14 protein-coding genes are annotated in these 17,532 nt (G+C 72.5%); 7 read left to right on the forward strand and 7 right to left on the reverse strand.

Features of this window, described 5'->3' with window-relative positions:
• Positions 1–81: 81 nt before the first annotated feature.
• The 3 genes from ABD385_RS29000 to ABD385_RS29010 form a co-directional block, all read right to left on the reverse strand.
• On the reverse strand, positions 82–669 hold the full coding sequence (locus tag ABD385_RS29000) for a transcriptional regulator (RefSeq protein ID WP_344581626.1): 588 nt from the start codon (positions 667–669) through the stop codon (positions 82–84).
• On the reverse strand, positions 669–2,291 hold the full coding sequence (locus ABD385_RS29005) for a helix-turn-helix domain-containing protein (protein ID WP_344581628.1): 1,623 nt from the start codon (positions 2,289–2,291) through the stop codon (positions 669–671). The genes ABD385_RS29000 and ABD385_RS29005 overlap by 1 nt, the downstream gene beginning before the upstream one ends.
• 140 nt (positions 2,292–2,431) lie before the next feature.
• Positions 2,432–3,529, reverse strand: coding sequence for a VanZ family protein (locus tag ABD385_RS29010; protein ID WP_344581630.1), 1,098 nt, complete (start codon positions 3,527–3,529; stop codon positions 2,432–2,434).
• Between the two features lie 262 nt (positions 3,530–3,791).
• Here ABD385_RS29010 and ABD385_RS29015 point away from each other — a divergent pair, with 262 nt between their 5' ends.
• Complete coding sequence (locus ABD385_RS29015) at positions 3,792–5,096, forward strand: cytochrome P450 (RefSeq protein WP_344581632.1); 1,305 nt, start codon at positions 3,792–3,794, stop codon at positions 5,094–5,096.
• Positions 5,097–5,108: 12 nt separating this feature from the next.
• Here ABD385_RS29015 and ABD385_RS29020 read toward each other — a convergent pair whose 3' ends face one another.
• A complete protein-coding gene (locus ABD385_RS29020; protein WP_344581634.1) occupies positions 5,109–5,987 on the reverse strand; it encodes a glutathione S-transferase C-terminal domain-containing protein in 879 nt (292 codons plus the stop codon).
• A 462-nt stretch (positions 5,988–6,449) separates the two neighbouring features.
• Between ABD385_RS29020 and ABD385_RS29025 the strand changes: the two genes are divergently transcribed.
• Together ABD385_RS29025 and ABD385_RS29030 are read left to right on the forward strand one after the other, a co-directional pair.
• Positions 6,450–6,908, forward strand: coding sequence for an RrF2 family transcriptional regulator (locus tag ABD385_RS29025; RefSeq protein ID WP_344581635.1), 459 nt, complete (start codon positions 6,450–6,452; stop codon positions 6,906–6,908).
• Between the two features lie 272 nt (positions 6,909–7,180).
• Positions 7,181–8,461, forward strand: coding sequence for an acyl-CoA dehydrogenase family protein (locus ABD385_RS29030; RefSeq protein ID WP_344581636.1), 1,281 nt, complete (start codon positions 7,181–7,183; stop codon positions 8,459–8,461).
• Between the two features lie 30 nt (positions 8,462–8,491).
• Here the strand turns inward: ABD385_RS29030 and efeB are convergent, their stop codons facing one another.
• Positions 8,492–9,766 (reverse strand): iron uptake transporter deferrochelatase/peroxidase subunit, encoded by a 1,275-nt coding sequence (gene efeB, locus ABD385_RS29035; RefSeq protein WP_344581638.1) that lies wholly within the window; start codon positions 9,764–9,766, stop codon positions 8,492–8,494.
• 128 nt (positions 9,767–9,894) lie between these two features.
• Complete coding sequence (gene efeU, locus ABD385_RS29040) at positions 9,895–12,126, reverse strand: iron uptake transporter permease EfeU (RefSeq protein WP_344581640.1); 2,232 nt, start codon at positions 12,124–12,126, stop codon at positions 9,895–9,897.
• A 264-nt stretch (positions 12,127–12,390) separates the two neighbouring features.
• On the opposite strand from efeU, the gene ABD385_RS29045 reads away from it, so the two are divergent.
• The 4 genes from ABD385_RS29045 to ABD385_RS29060 all read left to right on the forward strand — a co-directional run bounded on the left by ABD385_RS29045 (position 12,391) and on the right by ABD385_RS29060 (position 16,062).
• Positions 12,391–12,816: a hypothetical protein gene (locus tag ABD385_RS29045; RefSeq protein ID WP_344581642.1), complete on the forward strand. Its 426-nt coding sequence runs from the start codon at positions 12,391–12,393 to the stop codon at positions 12,814–12,816.
• 499 nt (positions 12,817–13,315) lie between these two features.
• A complete protein-coding gene (locus tag ABD385_RS29050; protein ID WP_344581644.1) occupies positions 13,316–13,822 on the forward strand; it encodes a hypothetical protein in 507 nt (168 codons plus the stop codon).
• Positions 13,823–13,963: 141 nt separating this feature from the next.
• On the forward strand, positions 13,964–15,421 hold the full coding sequence (locus tag ABD385_RS29055) for a flotillin family protein (RefSeq protein ID WP_344581646.1): 1,458 nt from the start codon (positions 13,964–13,966) through the stop codon (positions 15,419–15,421).
• A gap of 275 nt (positions 15,422–15,696) precedes the next feature.
• On the forward strand, positions 15,697–16,062 hold the full coding sequence (locus tag ABD385_RS29060) for a hypothetical protein (protein ID WP_344581648.1): 366 nt from the start codon (positions 15,697–15,699) through the stop codon (positions 16,060–16,062).
• Between the two features lie 92 nt (positions 16,063–16,154).
• Here the strand turns inward: ABD385_RS29060 and ABD385_RS29065 are convergent, their stop codons facing one another.
• Complete coding sequence (locus ABD385_RS29065; RefSeq protein WP_344581650.1) at positions 16,155–17,159, reverse strand: tyrosine-type recombinase/integrase; 1,005 nt, start codon at positions 17,157–17,159, stop codon at positions 16,155–16,157.
• Positions 17,160–17,532: the final 373 nt, after the last annotated feature.

Below are 17,532 nucleotides of genomic sequence, written 5' to 3' on the forward strand. Positions count from 1 at the left end.
GCGGACGCGCGAAGGCCCGGAGTCGACCGCGGCGATGCAACGCTCGCGGTGCGTGCGAGGACTCCGGGCCCGCGTGGCGTGTCAGGCGGCCCAGCCGACGGAGGAGACGTAGGTGTAGGCGTCCCAGTCGGTGCCGAGGCCGCCTTGGATGATCTCGTCCCAGATCGCTTCGAGTTCCCGGGCGTCGTGCGCGATCCACGCATCCACGGCCCGGTCCCAGATCAGCCCGCGGACGTTGATCGAACGCGTCTCCACGTCGCGCCGGTGACGCGGATCCACCTGCGACTGGTCGGCGGGGTCGATCTCCACGCGGGTGCCGCGACCGCTGTTGACGAGGCGACGCTTCAGGTCGGCGACCACGTTGCGGCGCCGCAGGTCCCAGTACGCCACGTCCAGGCGCGCGAGATTCGCCTTGCTCGGAGTGCGTTCCTCGGCCAACCACGCCATGAGGGTGCGGGGGCGGACGTGAATACCGGCGCGGTCCATCGCCTCGTAGCCGGCGTCGGACGCCGTCAGGTAGCGCAGGCGGGCGGACAGGCCGCGCTCGGAGGTGACCGGGGATTCGATGCCGGTCACCATGCGGTCGATGCCCTCGGCGGTGCAGACCCAGCCGGGCAGGGCCCGGGCGCCGTAGTGGCCGATCCTGCGCCACCGCGAATCCAGCGCCATCAGCGGACCACCCGGCCAACGGTGTACTCACCGGAGGCCTTGGCGTCGCCGTGCTTGACCTTCATCTGGGCCAGGCCACGCCCCTCGGTGAAGACCTGCCGCCAATCGCCGGCGAGATGGAGTTCGTCGGTACCCATCATCGCGATCACCTCCAGGCCCGCCTGATGCGCCTTGTACGCCTTGCCCCACAGGTTGGCGTACGCCTGACTGTGAATGATGTGCATCCAGTCCGGACGTTGAATCTCACGGTTGTGGATCGACTCCCCCATCGTCGAGATGAACTTCGAGTACATCGCCTTGACGTACCCCTCGGTGATCGAGTCGTCCTGCGCCAGGGCATCCTCCCGTGCGGCGGCCAGGACCTTGCGCAGGGCGTCGAGGAAGTTCTCCGTCGCACCCGACGTCCACGACTCGTGCACCGTCGGCGCCTCGATCAGGGCGTACTTCGGGCCCGACAGGCGCAGCAGCAGGCGCAAGGTGGCGTCGGTGATCCACAGCGCGCCGGGCTCCTCGCGGTCCCCGAGCGGGTCGGGCAGGTGGGGGTGGAGCCACGGGGCCGGGGTGATCAGGTGGACGCCGGCACGCTTCGCGTCGACGCCGTCGTCCCCCGCGTGGTGCTCCAACTTGCCGATCGGCAACCAGCACTTGAGGGCGGAGAGGTACGCGGCGTTGGCGTCCAGGGCGGTGACGTGGACGTCGCCGGGGGCCTTGAGGGAGTAGTGGGGGTGGTGGAAGTTGGGGCGGGCCTCCCAGATCTGGTCCGGCTCCCGCTTCGAGGGCTTGTGCAAGATGTCCGGCAGCGACGGATACGCCGTGTACTGGTACCGCGCCGTCGCCCGGGTCTCCTCGAACAACCGCATCACATCCGGAATCGCCCGCTTCACCAACGCCTGCAACGCCACATCCGCATCACCCTCCGCACGCGCCAACTCCTCATGCACCGCACCGGCGATCAGGGTGTTGGTCTCGGCCTGCGCACGAGCGGAGGACTGCGCCCGACGCTGCGGCCGCGACGGCACCCGCGCGGGGGTCGGCGACGGCGCCGGCGCGGCCGGGGGGCTCGCGACCGGAGCCGGGGCGACGGCCGCCTGGGGCGGGACGGCGGCCGACACGGGGGCACTGACCTGCGAACTGACGGCCGGGGGCTGACACATGGCACCGGCGTGCAGCGGGCGGCCGTCGGTGGACCGGAAGGGCGTCAGCACACCACAGCGGACGCACGGACCGGGCTCGCCCTGAACGGCCAGGCCGTCCGGCCGCCAGGCGGTCTGCGCCGCGAAGTCCGGCGCGGCCGCGGCACCGGGCGCGGGCTGCGCCACGCCCCCGGGCTCCGGAGCCCGCACCGCTGACTGGGCCGCTGACTGGGCCGGCGCCGGGTGGATCTGGGCGAGCCCCTCCAACAGGCGCAGGTACTTGACGCGCCCGGGCGGCTGCGGGTCCGTCTCGCCGGACTCCCAGTTGGCAACGGTCTGCCGGCCCACGCCGACGGCGGTCGCCACCTGGGCCCGCGACAACCCCGCCGCCTCGCGCAGCCGCAATCGTTCCGCGGGCTCCGGCATGCGCGCCATCAGCCGCGCCTCTTCCAGCAAAGCCTCAACACTGTCGAGCTGACCCTCACTCATGGCTCAAACCTACCCCACCTTAGCCGCATTCTGGCGCTGGCTTGGGCATCCATTCGTCTTTCATTTGGCATGTAAGAGGCGAAAGGGTTTCTCCCATCCCCATTCGAGAGAGTTCTGCAAATGCTCCCAGCCACCGGCCCTCAGACCGGACTCAGCTTCAGCTCCGGCTCCGGCTCCGGAACGCCGCGCGTGATCAGCTCCACCACCCGGCCGGTGGGCGACACCCGCACCTCCAGCGCCCCGGGCCCCGCGGTGTCCGGTGCGGTGTGCCGGTAGCGCAGCACGTGACCGCGCCGTTCGTCCGGTGACGGCCGGGACTTAACCTCGGCGGCGTCCGCCACCTGCGGGAACCACTTCCGCACGAACCGGTCGCCGACGGCACGGACCCGACCGGCGGGCAACGCACCGGTGTCGTCGGCAGCGCCGTCCCCCGCCGGCCAGGCGAAGCGTTCGAGCCGGCGTTCCGGCCAGCGGACGACGAACGAGCCGTGGCTCTGCACCTCCACGGTCAGCCGCCAACCACCGCCGGGCAGCCGCTTCCGCAGCACCGTCATGGCCGAGTCGCCGCCACCGAACAGGTCAGCGGCGACCCCGTCGAGCCAGTTCTCCTGGCCTCCCCACTCGACGCGCCCTTGCTGCGCCCGCGCCTCCCCGTCGACCGGTTCGACGGCCATTGCGAACGCCCCCACCAGCAGTGCTCCGCCGAGCGCGGCCGCAGCGGCACCGCGCAGGGCGTCCCGGCGGGTCAGCGGGCAGCGACGCCGGGCGGCCCACAGGCCGACCGCGCCGAGGAGGACGCCGAGGCACCCGCCGAGGGCGTTCGCCTTGAGGTCGTCGTAGCTGCACGCGCGGCCGAGTTCGGTCGTCCCCTGGAGGAGTTCGATGCCGCCGGCGAGGAGCAGGCACCCGGCCAGGACGGCGACCGGTCGGCGGAAGAGCAGCACCGCGAGGAAGCTCGGCGGGACGAACAGCGCGACGTTCAGGCGTGCCGACTCCGAGTCCAGGAAGGCCCATCCGGGCAGGCCCACGTCGCAGGACCCGCCCGGCCCCGATCCGCCGTGCCCCGGCAGCAGCGTGACGACGAGCACGCCTGCGACCGCGACCGCACACAGCACGGACAACGCGACCGGGGCACCCCTCCCCTTGGCCACCGCAGTGGCGGCCGCCCCCAGGACCGCGGCGAGGACGAGGAACGCCGGCAGGAGTCCCGGTAATGCGCTGATGGCTGCTCCGATCACGTAGTTCTCCCCTGTCTCGATCCGAGTGACGGGGCATCATGCCAAAGCGCCGGTGGGCGGGGCACTCTTGCGGGGTGGTGCGGGCGGGGACAGGGTGGTTGTGGTCGTCCGTCCGCCGGCGGTGCCCGGCCCGGAACACAACGGGAGAGCGCGTGGCTTCCTTCGTCCTGCCGCACACCCTGCACGGTGGGGGTGCGTACGAGGTCGGCGCGGTGCACGGGTGGTGCGCCGGACGGTCGGGCGACGGCGGACCGGTGGCCGGGTGACCGGCAGCGCCGGCGGGGCCCGGTCGGTACCCGGCCCGGAGCCGGTCCCCTCCCCGGACGTTCCCGACGTCTTCGATCCGCGCCGTTACGCCGCCGGGCTGCCGCACGACGCCTACCGGCTGCTCCGCGACCACCATCCGGTGGCCTGGCAGGACGAGCCGGAGGTGCTGGGTTGGCCGGCCGGCCCCGGGTTCTGGGCGGTGACCCGGCACCGGGACGTGGTCCGGGTGCTGAAGGACGCGCGGACCTTCTCGTCCCGACTGGGCGCCACCCAGATCCGCGACCCCGACCCCGCCGACCTGCCGTTCATCCGGCGCATGATGCTCAATCAGGACCCTCCGGCGCACAACCGGCTGCGGCGCCTGGTCAGCCGGGCCTTCACCCCGCGCCGGGTGGACCGCTTCGAGCACGCCGTACGGGACCGGGCCCGCACCCTGCTGGCCGCGGCGGTGGACGCGGCGCGGGCCGCCGACGGGGTGTGCGACCTGGTCGGGACCGTCACCGACGACTACGCGTTGCGCAACCTCGCCGACCTGTTGGGCGTGCCGCCCGCCGAACGCGGTCTGCTGTTGGACTGGACCCGGCGGGTCATCGGCTATCAGGACCCGGACGAGGCCGGCCCGGCGGTGACCGGGGCGAGCGGCCGGCCCGTCGATCCGCGCTCCCCCGCGATGCTCCGGGACATGTTCGCGTTCGCCCGCGAACTGGCCGCGCACAAGCGGCGGCACCCGGGCGACGACGTGATGACGGTGCTGGCCGCCGACCGCGAACTGGCCGTTCCGGAGCTGGAGATGTTCTTCTTCCTGCTGACCGTCGCGGGCAACGACACCGTGCGGAGCGCCGCGCCGGGTGGACTGTTGGCCCTCGCCGGACATCCGGACGCCTACGCGGCGCTGCGCACCGGCGCGGTGCCGATGGGCCCGGCCGTGGAGGAACTGCTGCGCTGGCACCCGCCGGTGCTCAGCTTCCGCCGCACCGCCGCGGTCGACACGGAGCTGGCCGGCCGGCGGATCCGCGCCGGCGACAAGGTCGTAGTCTTCCACGCCTCGGCCAACCACGACGAACGGGTCTTCGCCGAACCTGGCTGGCTGGACCTGGGCCGCGCCCCGAACCCGCACGTCTCGTTCGGGGACGGGCCGCACGTCTGCCTGGGCGCGCACCTGGCCCGGTTGCAGCTGCGGGTGCTCTACGAGGAGACCTGCGCGCTGCTGCCCGCGGTGGCGGTCGCCGGACCGCCACCGCGGCTGGTGTCGAACTTCATCAACGGGCTGAAGTCGCTGCCGCTACGGGTGGCGACGTGAGCCGGTGGGGAGTCAGCGCGGCGCCGGCGTGACGTGCTGGTCGGGGGCGGGGGCCGTGGTCCAGTCCACGATCTGGACGGCCGCGCCGGCGGCCTCCCGACCCCGGCAACGGGCGTGGTGGCGGCGGGCGATGGCGTCCAGGTCGAGGGAACGGGCGAAGGCAGGTCGGGCGGCCAGGCTACGGGCGTAGGACCACAGGTGGCGGTGGCCGGCGATGCGCTGCACCGCCGCGGCGTCGAGGTGCCAGCGGTGGACGGTGTCGAGTTGGACCAGGGTCACCCACAACTGTACGTCGGCCACGGTCAGTTCGGGGCCCAGGAGGTAGGGGCGGTCGGCGAGCTGCTGCTCCAGTGCGGCGAGCGCGCCGAGCAGGGTGTCCAGGGCGGAGGCGTAGCCGGGGTGGTCGCTGCCGAGGCGGCCGGCCTGCTGGGCGGCCTGGTTGATGTCCTGCTCGCAGCGGTGCACCAGCGCGTCGATGGCGTCCCGGGCGGACGCCGGGTACAGGTCGGGGCCGGGGCCGGCGAACCGCGCGGCCAGGTCGTGGAGGATGTCGGGGGCGTGGGTGCTGACGATCCGTCCGGTCCAGTCGTCGCTGAGCACCGGGGCCGCGGCCGGTCCGCGGTATTGGTGGGCGCTGGCCTCGTAGAGGGGGCGGAGCGCGGCGTAGCCGCAGTCCGGGGCGTCGGGGACGGCGGGGAGGTGCGTCACGGGGAGGGTGTCGCCGAGGTCGAGCAGGCCGTGGGTGATGGCGATGCCCAGACAGTGCGGGCAGGACGGGGAGAGGTGGAGCCGGTAGCGGTGCGGTACAGGGTAGTGGCCGCTGCGCGCGTCGGAGCCGATCCGGCCCCGGAAGGCCGGGTCGGCGGCGGCTGCGGCAAAGGTGGTGGTCATACGTGTCCCTGGGTGCGAGGTCCGGTGCGTGGACGTGCGGGCGGGCACCTGGCGGCGCACGGGCGGGCCCGGACGGGCGGACGCACGGTGCTGCCGGGCAGGGCCGGGGCCCGGCGGGTGGCGCGGCGTCAGGGGAACCGGTCCGCCGGCGCCTCGTGGGGGGACTACGCCGCGCTGCAGACGCGCAGCAGATCGATGTGACGGCGGGAGGTGAGGAGGAAAAGCAGCCGGTCCGCGCGTCCCGCGCGGTCGCCGTCCCGCTCTGCGTGCCCCATGGTTTCCCACCCGTTCACTAGGGTTCCCGTCCTTGAGTGTCGAGGGGGCGCCGGGCTGCGTCAAGGGTGGTGCGCCGGTCCGTTGGAGGTGGTGGGGTGCCTGGCGGTGCGTGGTGCCGGGGCGTGCCGGGTCGTGGTGGGGTGGCCGCCCCGCGCCCGGCCCGGTCCGCTCGGGGATAATGCCGGCATGCGGATTTCAGCCAGAGCGGACTACGCGGTGCGCGCCGCACTGCAACTCGCGCACGCCCGGGACGGGGGCCCGCTCAAGGCGGAGGCCATCGCCGACGCCCAAGACATCCCACACAAGTTCCTCGAAGGCATCCTGAACGACATGCGGCGCGGCGGGCTGGTCCTCAGTCAGCGCGGCGGCAAGGGCGGGTACCGCCTGGCCAAGGCCCCGGAGGAGATCAGCATCGCCGACGTGATCCGGGTCGTGGACGGGCCGCTGGTGTCGGTGCGCGGCGTGCGGCCACCGGAGTTGTCGTACAGCGGGCCCGCCGAGTCGTTGCTCCCGCTGTGGATCGCCCTGCGGGCCAACGTCCGGCAGATCCTCGACGGCGTCTCGCTGGCCGACGTGGCGTCGGCGGAACTCCCGGGCGAGGTACTGGCGTTGACCCGCGATCCGGCCTCCTGGACGAATCCGTAGCGCACGGGGTCCGTGACCGGCACGACCGCCTAACGGAGGGCCGTGCGCCCGGTCGATCGGCGGCCCCGCGACCCGCGGCGCTACTCGCGGCGTCCGAAATGCGACCCCGATCCGTCCACCCCTTGAACGCCCCTTGCCCGGAACGAAAGTTCGGCAGCATCATGCCCGTATTCCCTACCAATCCAGTGGGAAAACTAGGAAAGCAATGCCGGGCAAGCCCGACCGGGACGGCCACGCCCCGGCTCCAGCCGACGAGGACGGTGAACGGCGCCATGCCGAAGAGGTCCGCAGTACGCCCCGCCGCCCCGCCCGCCGCCCCGCCGGCGGAGGACGCGATCTGGCCGCGCGTCACCCGGGAGGTCGCCGACGACCTCGCCGTCGACGCACTGGTCCGCGACCGGGCCGGGAAGCCGCCGTTCGACGAGCTGGCCCGACTGCGCGAGGCCGGTCTGCCGGCCCTGCTGACTCCGCCGGGCCCGCTCCGCGGCGGCAGCGACTGGCGCACCGCCTGTGCGGTCATCCGTGAGATCGCCGCCGCCGACAGCTCGATCGGCGAACTCCTCGCCCGCCACTACGCCCTCACCTGGAGCGCCCGGTTCTTCGGCACCGCCCACCAGGCCGACACCCTCGAACGCCGGGTGGCGGAGGAGCAGTGGCTGCTGGCCGGCGACGTCGGCAACCCGGCGGCCGACGCCGAACCGCCCGCCGCGGAAGCCCGCCCCGACCTCACCCTCGCCCCGCACGGCTCCGGCTACGTCCTGAGCGGCCGCCGGTCGTTCGCCGCCGGCGTCGCCGTCGCCGACCGGCTGGTCGTCGGTGCCGCCTGCACCGAGACCGGTGACTGGCTGATCGCCCTCGTCGACCCGGCCCACCCGGGCATCACCACCGACCCGGCCCACGACCGCCTGGGACAACGCCTCGCCGGCGCCGGCAGCATCACGTTCGACGCGGTCCCGGTGGCGGCCGAGCAGCTCCTCGGCACCTCCCCGCACGACGAACAGCACGTGACGGCGTACGCCACACTGGCCCCGCTCGCCCTGCGACTGGCCCTCGTGCACGTCGCGCTGGGCATCGCCGAGGGGGTGCTTGCCGAGGCCCGCGACCTCAGCCGCGCCGCCCCGCGCACGTGGCAGGCCGGGGACGCCCTCCCCGCCCCGTACGCGGAACAGTCGGGCGGCGACCCCTACCTGCTGCTGGCGTACGGCGAACTGGTCGCCGCCGCGCACACTGCGGCGGCCGTGGTGGAGCCGGCCACCGAGGCGTTGGCGCGGGGCCTGCTGATGGGCCGGGAACTGGGCGTCAACGAACGCGCCGACATCGCGGTGCTGGTCGCCGCGGCCGAGGCGGTCACCGGCCAGTCAGCGCTCCAGATCACCACCCGCATCCTGGAACTGACGGCCACCGCCGACCCCGACGCCGGTGACCCGGGCTTCGACCGGTTCTGGCGGAACGCCCGCGTCCTGACCGCGCAACGCTCGGCCGCACACAGCCTCCGCGCGATCGGCGACCACTACCTCAACGGCATGCATCCGCCGCTGACCCTGCGGATCTGAGGGTCGGCGGCGGACGTCGGCGGCGGGACCTCAGGCGGCGGCCAGCATGCTCCGGCCGAGCCAGTCGGAGGCGTCCCGCACGCCCGGCAGGGCGAAGAAGTAGCCGCCGCCGGTCGGCGAGATGTAGTCCACCAGGGGCTCGTCGATCAGCCGCTCCTGGGTGGCCTCGAACTGGCGGCGGACGTCCTGCTGGTAGCAGCAGAAGACCAGGCCCATGTCCAGGTTGCCGACGTTGTCGACGCCCCGGTCGTAGTTGTAGCCGCGGCGCAGGATGCGGGTGTCGTCGGACTTCGCGGTCCGCGGGTTGGCGAGCCGGATGTGGGAGTCCAGCGGTATCGCGGTGCCGTGCGGGTCCTTGTGGTACGCGGGCACGTCGAACTCGTTCGCGCCGTCCAGCGGGGCACCGGTGTCCTTGCGCCGGCCGAACATCTTCTCCTGCTCGGCCAGCGAGACCCGGTCCCAGAACTCCACCAGCATCCGGATGGTCCGGATGACCTGGTAGCTGCCGCCGGTCGCCCAGGCGGGCTCGCCGTGGCCGTCGCCGACCCACACCAGGCGCTCCATCTCCCGCCCGGACTTCACGTCCGGGTTGGCTATCCCGTCCTTGAAGCCGAGCAGGTTGCGCTGGGTGCCGCTGGGCCGGGGCGCGTTCTGGAAGCCGTCGACGCGCCACTTGATCTGCATGCCGCCGCGGGTGTGCCGGGCGATGTCGCGCAGCGCGTGCAGCACGGTGTCCTGGCGCTCCGCGCAGATCTGCAACGAGAGGTCGCCGTGGCACTCGGCGGCCTGGAGGTTGTCGTTGGGGAAGGTCCGCATCGGGACGAGCTTGCGCGGCTTGGCCTTGGCCAGGCCGTAGCGGTCGTCGAAGAGCGAGGAGCCGACGCCGACGGTGACGGTGAGCGCGTCGGCCGGGACGACCGGGCCGAGGATGCCGTTGTCGGAGGGCGGGGCGCCGACACCGAGGTCCTGCGGGGCGCCGCCGGCGGTCAGGAACCGGGCCCGCTCGGTGATCGTCCGCAGCAGGTCGGTGAGTTCCTTGCGGTTGTCCGCGATGACGTTGAGCGAGACGAAGGCGGCGGCGGCCGGCTGCGGGGTGAGGATGCCCGCCTGGTTGGCGCCGTGGAACGGCACCTTCCCGGCGTCGGCGGTGTCGGCGGCCCGTGCCGTGCCGGCGTTGCTCTGGCTCAGTGCGAAGCCGCCGCCGGCCAGCGCCGCACCGGCCGCGCCGGCGCCCAGCGCGGTCTTCACGAACGAGCGCCGGTCGGCGGGACAGCGGCCCTGCGGGCCGGGCGTTTCGGCGGACATCTCGTGGGTTCCCTTCGGAGCGTGCATGGTGTGGTGCGGTGTGTCTGGGGGTGGGGCGGGGGACGGGGCGCTCGGTGCGTCCGGTGGGATGCCGGCCGGCGTCCGGGCGCCCCGGCCCTCGGGGCGGGTCAGGCGGACTTGCGGATCTCCAGCAGGTCCGGCACCGGCGCCAGGTGTTCCAACAACTGGCCGGTGGTGCCGTTCAGTCGCTGCCGGGCGGTGGCGTCGAGCTTCTCGACCGGCGTCCACGTTCCGTCGTGGTGCGCGTCGTCGAGCAGCTTCTGCATCCGGGCGATGTCGCTCTCGATGGAGGCCAGCAGCTGCGGTTCGCGCTTGGCGATCAGCGGGCGCAGGACGTTCAGGAGTTCCTGGGTGCCGGCGAGGTTGGCGTCGGCGGTGGCGAGGTTGCTGCCGCTGCCCTCGTCGGTGTCGCCGGTCAGCTCGAACTGGAGGGTGTTCTCCAGGATCTCGTGGGTCCGCAGCGGCAGGTCGCCGGGGTCGAAGCCCTGCGTGGGGAACGCCTTCCGCAGCCCCATCACGTCGCCGTGCAGCTGCTGCGCCGGGCCGCTCAGCTCCGCCGCGGACGCGCCGTGCCAGAGCCCGTACTCGATCCGGTGGAAGCCGGAGAAGTCCTTGTCGTGCACGCCGCCCGGCAGCCCGTCGGCCCGCCCGTTGATCTTCTTGTCGAAGTCCTCGAACGTGCCGTAGGCGGCGCCCAGCGAGGAGTAGGTGCGGTGCGCGGTGAGCCAGTCCGTCCGGGCCGCGTCCAGGTCGTCGCCGGCGAGGTCGTCGCTGAGCTTCTGGGTCTGGTCGGTCAGCGTGGCCAGGCCGTGGTCGACGTACTGCTTGTAGGCGCGCAGCGGCGCGGCGAGGTCCTGCTCCGAGACGGGCACGACGGCCTTGCCGCCGCTCCCGCCACTGACCCGCACGGCGGCCGAGGTGACCGCCTTGCCGCCGGTGGGCACGCAACGCCAGGCGTACGAGCCGCCGGCGATGGTGGCGACCAGGTCGCGGGTGGTGCCGGGGGCCAGGCCCTCGATCTCGCCGTAGACCGCGTTGATCGCGGGGTCGACGAGGTACACCTCGGACGTCTTGTCGCCGGTGTTCTGCATCTGGAAGGTCTGCCGACCCGGCTTGGGCGCGGTGAAGCCCTTGCCGCACTCCTTCTCGGACACCGCGATGGTCGGCGCCCCGGCCGGCTTGGACGTGCCGAAGGCCACGATCCCGCCCGCGACGACGGCCGGCACGGCCACCACGGCGACCGGCAGCAGCCAGGCCGGCCGCTTCCGCCCGGCACCGGCAGGCTCCGACGTCGGCTCGGACTGCCCCGCCGGCTCCGTCCCGGACTCGGACGCGGATCCGGTGGCGGGCTCGGCCTCGGGCTGCGACGTGGGCCGCGCCTCGGGCGCGTCCCCGTCCGCCGTCTCCCCCTTGGCCGGCCCTTCCTCGGCCGAAGCGACCTCGGCCGCACCGTCCTTCGCGACGGGCGTCTGCTCCCCGACCGACTGCGGCGCGGGCGCCGGGGCCGGCTTCGGGGCCGGCTTCGCGGCGGTCCGCACGCCCCGGACGAACAGCGTCATCACGACGGCGAGGTACCCCGCGTACCCGATGACCTGGAGCCACGTCATGGCCGGCATCAGGTTGAACACGCCCTGCACCAAGGTGGTGTACCAGGCGCTCGGGTCGATGCTCTGGCTGAGGTCGAAGGCGAACGCGGCCTTGCCCGGCAGGACCCCGCCTTCCTGGAGGTCCCGCAGGCCGTACCCGAGGACACCGGCGGCGATGACGATCAGCACGACGCCGGTCGCGGTGAAGAACTTGGTGAGGTTGATCTTGAGCACCCGGCGGTAGAGGCCCCAACACAGCCCCGCCGCGATGACCAGGCCGACCCCGGCCCCGACCATCGGCCCGACGGACTCGCCCGCCGCCCGCGCCGTGGTCCACAGGAACAGCGCGGTCTCCAACCCCTCGCGGCCCACGGCCAGGAAGGAGGTGACGATCAACATGCCCGAGCCCATGGCGAGCGCGCCGGTGACCTTCTCCTTGATCTCACCGGAGAGGCTGCGGGCCGAGCGGCGCATCCAGAACACCATCGCGGTGACGAACGCGACCGCGATGATGCTCAGCGTGCCGCCGAACGCCTCCTGTGCGGTGGCCGAGAGCGACGCGGCGGTGAACGTCAGGACCGCGCCGAAGCTCATGGCCAGCGCGATCGCGGCCAGTACGCCCGTCCACACCTGCGGGAGACGGGACTTGGCCCCGGCCCGGACGAGCGTGGCAACGAGGATCGAAACGATGAGTCCGGCTTCCAGCCCTTCCCTCAATCCGATCAAGAAGCTCGGAAACGCGTCGTCCCACATAGTCGTCCTCTCCGGCCCGCGCAACCGCACCGGTATGCCTTACCTCAGTTAGCGAAGGCATACCTTAGTCAGACCGTCCGAAGATGTCTACATCGCTGTAGTCACATCGTCACGAGGGGATAACGACCCTAGTTCAAGCCCCACCCGCCTTAACGGCGACCCCCACCGAACCGCCCCGCCCCCGGCCGCTCGACCAGCCGCTCGACCGGCCGGCCATCTGGCGCACCGCCGTGACCAGTCACCCGTGGAACGCGTTCTCCCGACATGAACAAAGCCGCCATCACGGGCACTTCACTCATTCTCGACACAGCGCCCATCACGCCCCGGCCACCCCACGCCCGCGTCACGCCCCCGCCGCCCCTCACGTCGCTCGCGCCCTTCACGCCGCTCGCGCGACTCGTCGTCATCGCGGGGCTCGCGCTCACCGCCCTCTTCACGACCGGTCCGGCACGCGCCGACGGCGGCACCATGCCACACCTCAGCGGCAAGGGACTGGTCGCCGCCTACCACCAGCTCAACTACGACACCAAGGTGCAGCTCAAGGACGGCCGGGGCGCCAGTCGCCACGTCCTGTGGCCCGCCAGCTGGAAGGTCTGCGACCAGCACCCGAAGGCCGGCACGCCGTTCTCGCACCAACCGATCACCCTCACCGTGGTCAAGACCCACGAGTCCTGCGCCGGCGACCGGTAGCAAGGCGCGACACGGGGGACGTGACACGAAACGGGGGACACGAAGGAGGAACGGGGGCGGGGCATGATCCGAGCCGGCGGGCCTGCCCTTGCGTCCAACCCATCAGCTGGGCGGGAGGGGGCCACTCACCGGCTCCGGACACCACAGTCCCCGGGAGTCCACATCGCCACCATCTACCTCAGTCGTCGCCGAGGCTCCGGTTCGCGGGGCTTCCGGGGGCCTAGCCAGAACCACGTCAAGGGTCTCTTATCAACAAACGTCTTTGTCGATGGTGCGGCTCTCCGGCTTTCTGGTTAACAACCAGTTTCCTCCGCTTTTGACCAGAGTCAAGAGGTATGTCCAGAGCGGGATGACAAAAGGCTGTATGGGGAGATCCGCAGGTGGTGCTGCACGTCAAGAGCGCATAAAGATTGCCGGAAAGCGGCAATGTGCGGTCCCGGCACCACGTGTCACGATCATTCCCGTTCGGGCGGAATGAGTGAGTGCGGGAGGGCTGAGCATGGCCTGGTTTCTTGGTCTCGGCATCGGCGGGATCGCCGTACTCGCACTCGCGTTGATCTTCGACGGGCTGCTGGAGGGCCTCTTCGGCGGCGTGCTGGGCGGGCTCGACGGCCTGCTGTCACTACCGGTCATCGCGGGTTTCCTGTCGATGTTCGGGTTCGCCGGCGCGATCGTGTCGGGCGGCACCGGGCTCGGCGCCGCAGCGGCCGTCGGCGTCGGACTGGCAGCGGGCACCGCGGCCGGGGCCGCCACCTGGAGGCTCAGCCGGGCGCTGATGCGCGACCGGACCGACTCGGCACCGCGCCGGGAGGACCTGGTGGGCACCGCCGGGTCGGTGGTGACCGCGATCCCGGCCGACGGGTACGGCGAGGTGCTGGTCCGCCTCGCCGGGCACCCCGTGAAGCTGGCCGCCCGCAGCGCCGCTCCGGTGGCCCGGGGCGCCGAGATCTGGGTCGAGGCATCGCTGACGTCCACCTCGGTGGCGGTCCGTCCCGTCGAACGTTGAACGGGGGCGGGGCCCGACCCGACCGCCGATGCGGGCCCGACCCCGCCCCTCCCCCGGTCCCGGCGCACCCGCCGTCGGACCGGAAACGCACCAACCATCATCTTGATCTGCCTACCCCCAGGAAGGCAGGGGGGATTTGTTATGAATTCAGTCATCGTCGCCGTCGTAGGCGCCGTCGTCCTCGTCGTGTTGCTCGCCCTGGCGGTGATCACGCGCTACAAGGTCGCCGGACCGAACGAGGCGTTCATCATCACCGGCCGTCGCGGCAAGAAGTCCACCGACCCGCAGACCGGCCGGATCAGCATCGACAACAGCGGCCAGAAGGTCGTCGTCGGAGGCGGCGTCTTCGTCGTCCCGTTCGTCCAGCAACGCTTCTCCCTGGACCTCTCCAGCCGGCACCTGCCGGTCGCGGTGCGCGGCGCGGTCACCCTGCGCGGCGTGAAGGCCAACCTCGACGGCGTCGCGATCGTCAAGGTCGGCGGCGGCGAGGACGCCATCCGGGCCGCGGCGCAGCGGTTCCTCCAGCAGCAGGACGGCATCGTCGGCTTCACCCAGGAGGTGCTGTCGGGCGCGCTGCGGGCGATCGTCGGCCGGATGTCGGTCGAGGACATCATCCGCGACCGGGCCGCGTTCGCCAGCCAGGTCGCCGAGGAGGCGGAGGCCAGCCTGTCGGGCCAGGGCCTGATCCTCGACGCGTTCCAGATCCAGGACATCACGACCGAGGGCTCCTACCTGGAGGACCTGGGCCGGCCGGAGGCCGCACGGGCCCGCCAGGAGGCGGACATCGCGGAGGCCAACGCCCAGCGGGTTTCGGAGCAGGCGCGGCTGAAGGCCGCCGAGGAGATCGCGGTCGCCGAGCGGACGCTGTACCTCAAGCAGGCCGAGATCCGGGTCGAGACCGAGGCCGCGGCCGCCCAGGCGAACGCGGCCGGCCCGCTCGCCGAGGCCGCACGCCAGCAGGAGGTGCTCTCCGAACAGGAGAAGGTCGCCGAGCGACAGGCGGCGCTCACCGACCGGGAGTTGGACACCAAGGTCCGCAAGCCCGCCGACGCCGCCCGGTACCAGGCCGAGCAGGAGGCCGAGGCCCGCCGGATCGCGCAGGTCAAGGAGGCCGAGGCCACCGCGGAACGCGCCCGGCTCACCGGTGAGGGCGAGAAGCTGCACCGCGCGGCGCTCGCCGAGGCCGTCCGGCTGGAGGGCGAAGCGGAGGCGGCGGCGCTCGCATCGAAGGGCACCGCAGAGGCCGAGGCCATGCACAAGAAGGCCGACGCCTTCGCCCGCTACGGCGACGCGGCCGTCCTCCAGATGCTGGTCGAGGTGCTCCCCCAGGTCGTCGCCAAGGCGTCCGAACCGCTCGGCGCCATCGACAAGCTGACGGTGATCTCGACGGACGGAGCGGGCCAACTCCCGCGCACGGTCGCGAACAACGTCGCGCAGGGCGTGGAACTCCTGGACTCGGTCGCCGGAGTCGACCTGGCGAGCATGCTGAAGCGGGTGGCCGAGGGCAAGGGTGGCGGCACCGCACCCAACACCACCGTCGAGGCGGCCCCCGCCGCCGCGACGACCTCCCCCAACGGAAAGATCGAAGTCACCGACTGACGCCATCGGGGCGGTAGTTGACGCACTTCGCCGCAGCGGCGAAGCGCGGCTGCCGACCGCATCCGCACCTTTCGCAGGGGCTGCCGGACCGGAACGATTCCGTGTCCGGCAGCCCCTCTGCGCGCTCACCGATCTTCGGTGAGCCTCCATGACTGGATTCCCCCTTCCTTTTCGTTGAACGATGAAGCAAAGTGACTCGGGTTGCCCCTGGCCGCCGGGGTCACGTGCTTCCTTCATTGCATTCCTGACATGTGACGAGAAGTGAGGTACCACCCATGAAGACGAACCACCACCGTGCGGGCAGAGCCGTCGTCGCCGCCGTCGCGGCGGCCCTGTGCCTGGCCGGGGCGGGCCAGGCACAAGCCGCCCCGCTCGGCAGCGTCACCTTCTACACAGGCACCGACCGGACCGGAACCGCCGTCCAGCTCGACCTCGACAAGGTCGGGGTGTGCCAGGAACTCACCACCCCGGCCCGCTCCTTCTACGCCGCGTCGAACCAGGCCGTGGACGTCTTCTTCAACCAGGACTGCGTGACCGGCGCCCCGGGCCAGGCGAGCGACCTGTACTTCCGCACGGGCACGCTCGGGCAGGGCAACTTCCCGTATGCCGCGGTGAGTTACCGGATCCAGCCGGCCCGGTGACGGGCTTCCGTGGCGGGCCGTGACCCCGGCGGCGGGCGGCTGGGGCACGCTCCGCCGCCGGCCGGGCGACCGCGTCGGCGCCGGTCGCCTCCTCAACGCTCCTGGGATCGTGCGGAGTCGCGGCGGGAGCGGGCCGGCGGCGTCGGCGTGGCCGCACCGCCCTCGGCGTCGTGGGTCAGGGCGCTGCGGCGGAGCCGGTGCAGGGTCCAGCCGTCCAAGTCCTCGACGTCCTCCGGCGAGGCGAGCGGGTTGGCCAGCAGTCGGGTGGCCCGCTCGAAGATCTCCTCGGCCCGGCGGTAGGACAGGCGGGCCCGGCCCGTCTCGGGGCACGCATCGGCCGACGGCGTGCGGGCCGGCGCCTTGCGGTCGGTGAGGAAGAGCGGGCCGCGGCCCCGGCCGGCGACCAGCCGGGGCAAGAGCTGGGCGGTGCCGGACTGCCAGTGAATCCACTCCGTTGCCCCGGCCTTGACGGTGATCCTCCCGCGCCTGTCCGCCGGGTGCAGGTCCTCGACGTTCAGGCACAGCACCTCGTCGGCCCGCGCCGCCGACTCGTGGAGCATTCGCCAGAACGTCTTCTCCCGCAGGGAGACGTTCAGTTGACGCAGGGCGGCGAGCTGGCTCTCGGCCAGGGCCTTGGTGCGGTCGGGCGGCGACGGCCGGCGCTCGATGCCGATCGTCGGATCGTGCTCGACCCAGCCCTGCCGCTGCCACCAGCCGATCGCCTTGCGTGCGATCGACAGCTCGCGGTTGACGGTGTGCGCGTCCATCTCGTCCGCCCGGGCCGCCGCCAGTTCGGCCAGCACGTCGGGCAGCGTCGGATCGTCGATCGCGGCGACCGCAAAGGCCGGCGGCTGCGCGCTCCTGCGGGCGGGACCGGTCGGAGCCGGTTCGCCCGCCAGCATCCAACCCCACGTCGTCAGCGAGATCCGGTAGATCCGCGCGGAAGACGTCGCGATCCCCGCGCCGGTGAGGTACTGCTCGACGGCTGCGGCGTACGACACGGACGGGGTGGGCGGGGTGGACGGGGGCACCACCTCGACGCGCGGTCGCCGAAGCTGGCCCCCGCACCCGAACCCGGTCGCCTGTTCGACCGTCATGACCGCCCTGCCCTTCCCGCACTGTCGCAGTGCATGCACACGTCTTGCTCCGACTGCCGGAATCGTCTTCCGCAGGTCACCGTGATGGCGGTGGAGGTCCTGCCGCAGCGCGTAAGGAAGTTGCTGCGGAACCTCTCTGACGTTCCGTCAATTACCGCCAGGGCGATGAGCCGGCCGACCCTGCCGGTCTGTGCGCCTGGGCCGGCCCCTTCGTGACGGTCAGTTGGCGATGCCGACCGGGTGGATCTGGATGCTCTCGTCGTACGAGCCGCCCAGCTTCAGGGCGTCCGCCGGCCACTTCAGGTCGACGCTGTGGGTCTCGTTCGGCGGCGTCACGATGATGTCGGTCGGGCTGGCGAGGCTGTCGCCACTG

Source organism: Streptomyces lunalinharesii, assembly GCF_039532155.1.
Lineage (GTDB): Bacteria > Actinomycetota > Actinomycetes > Streptomycetales > Streptomycetaceae > Streptomyces > Streptomyces lunalinharesii.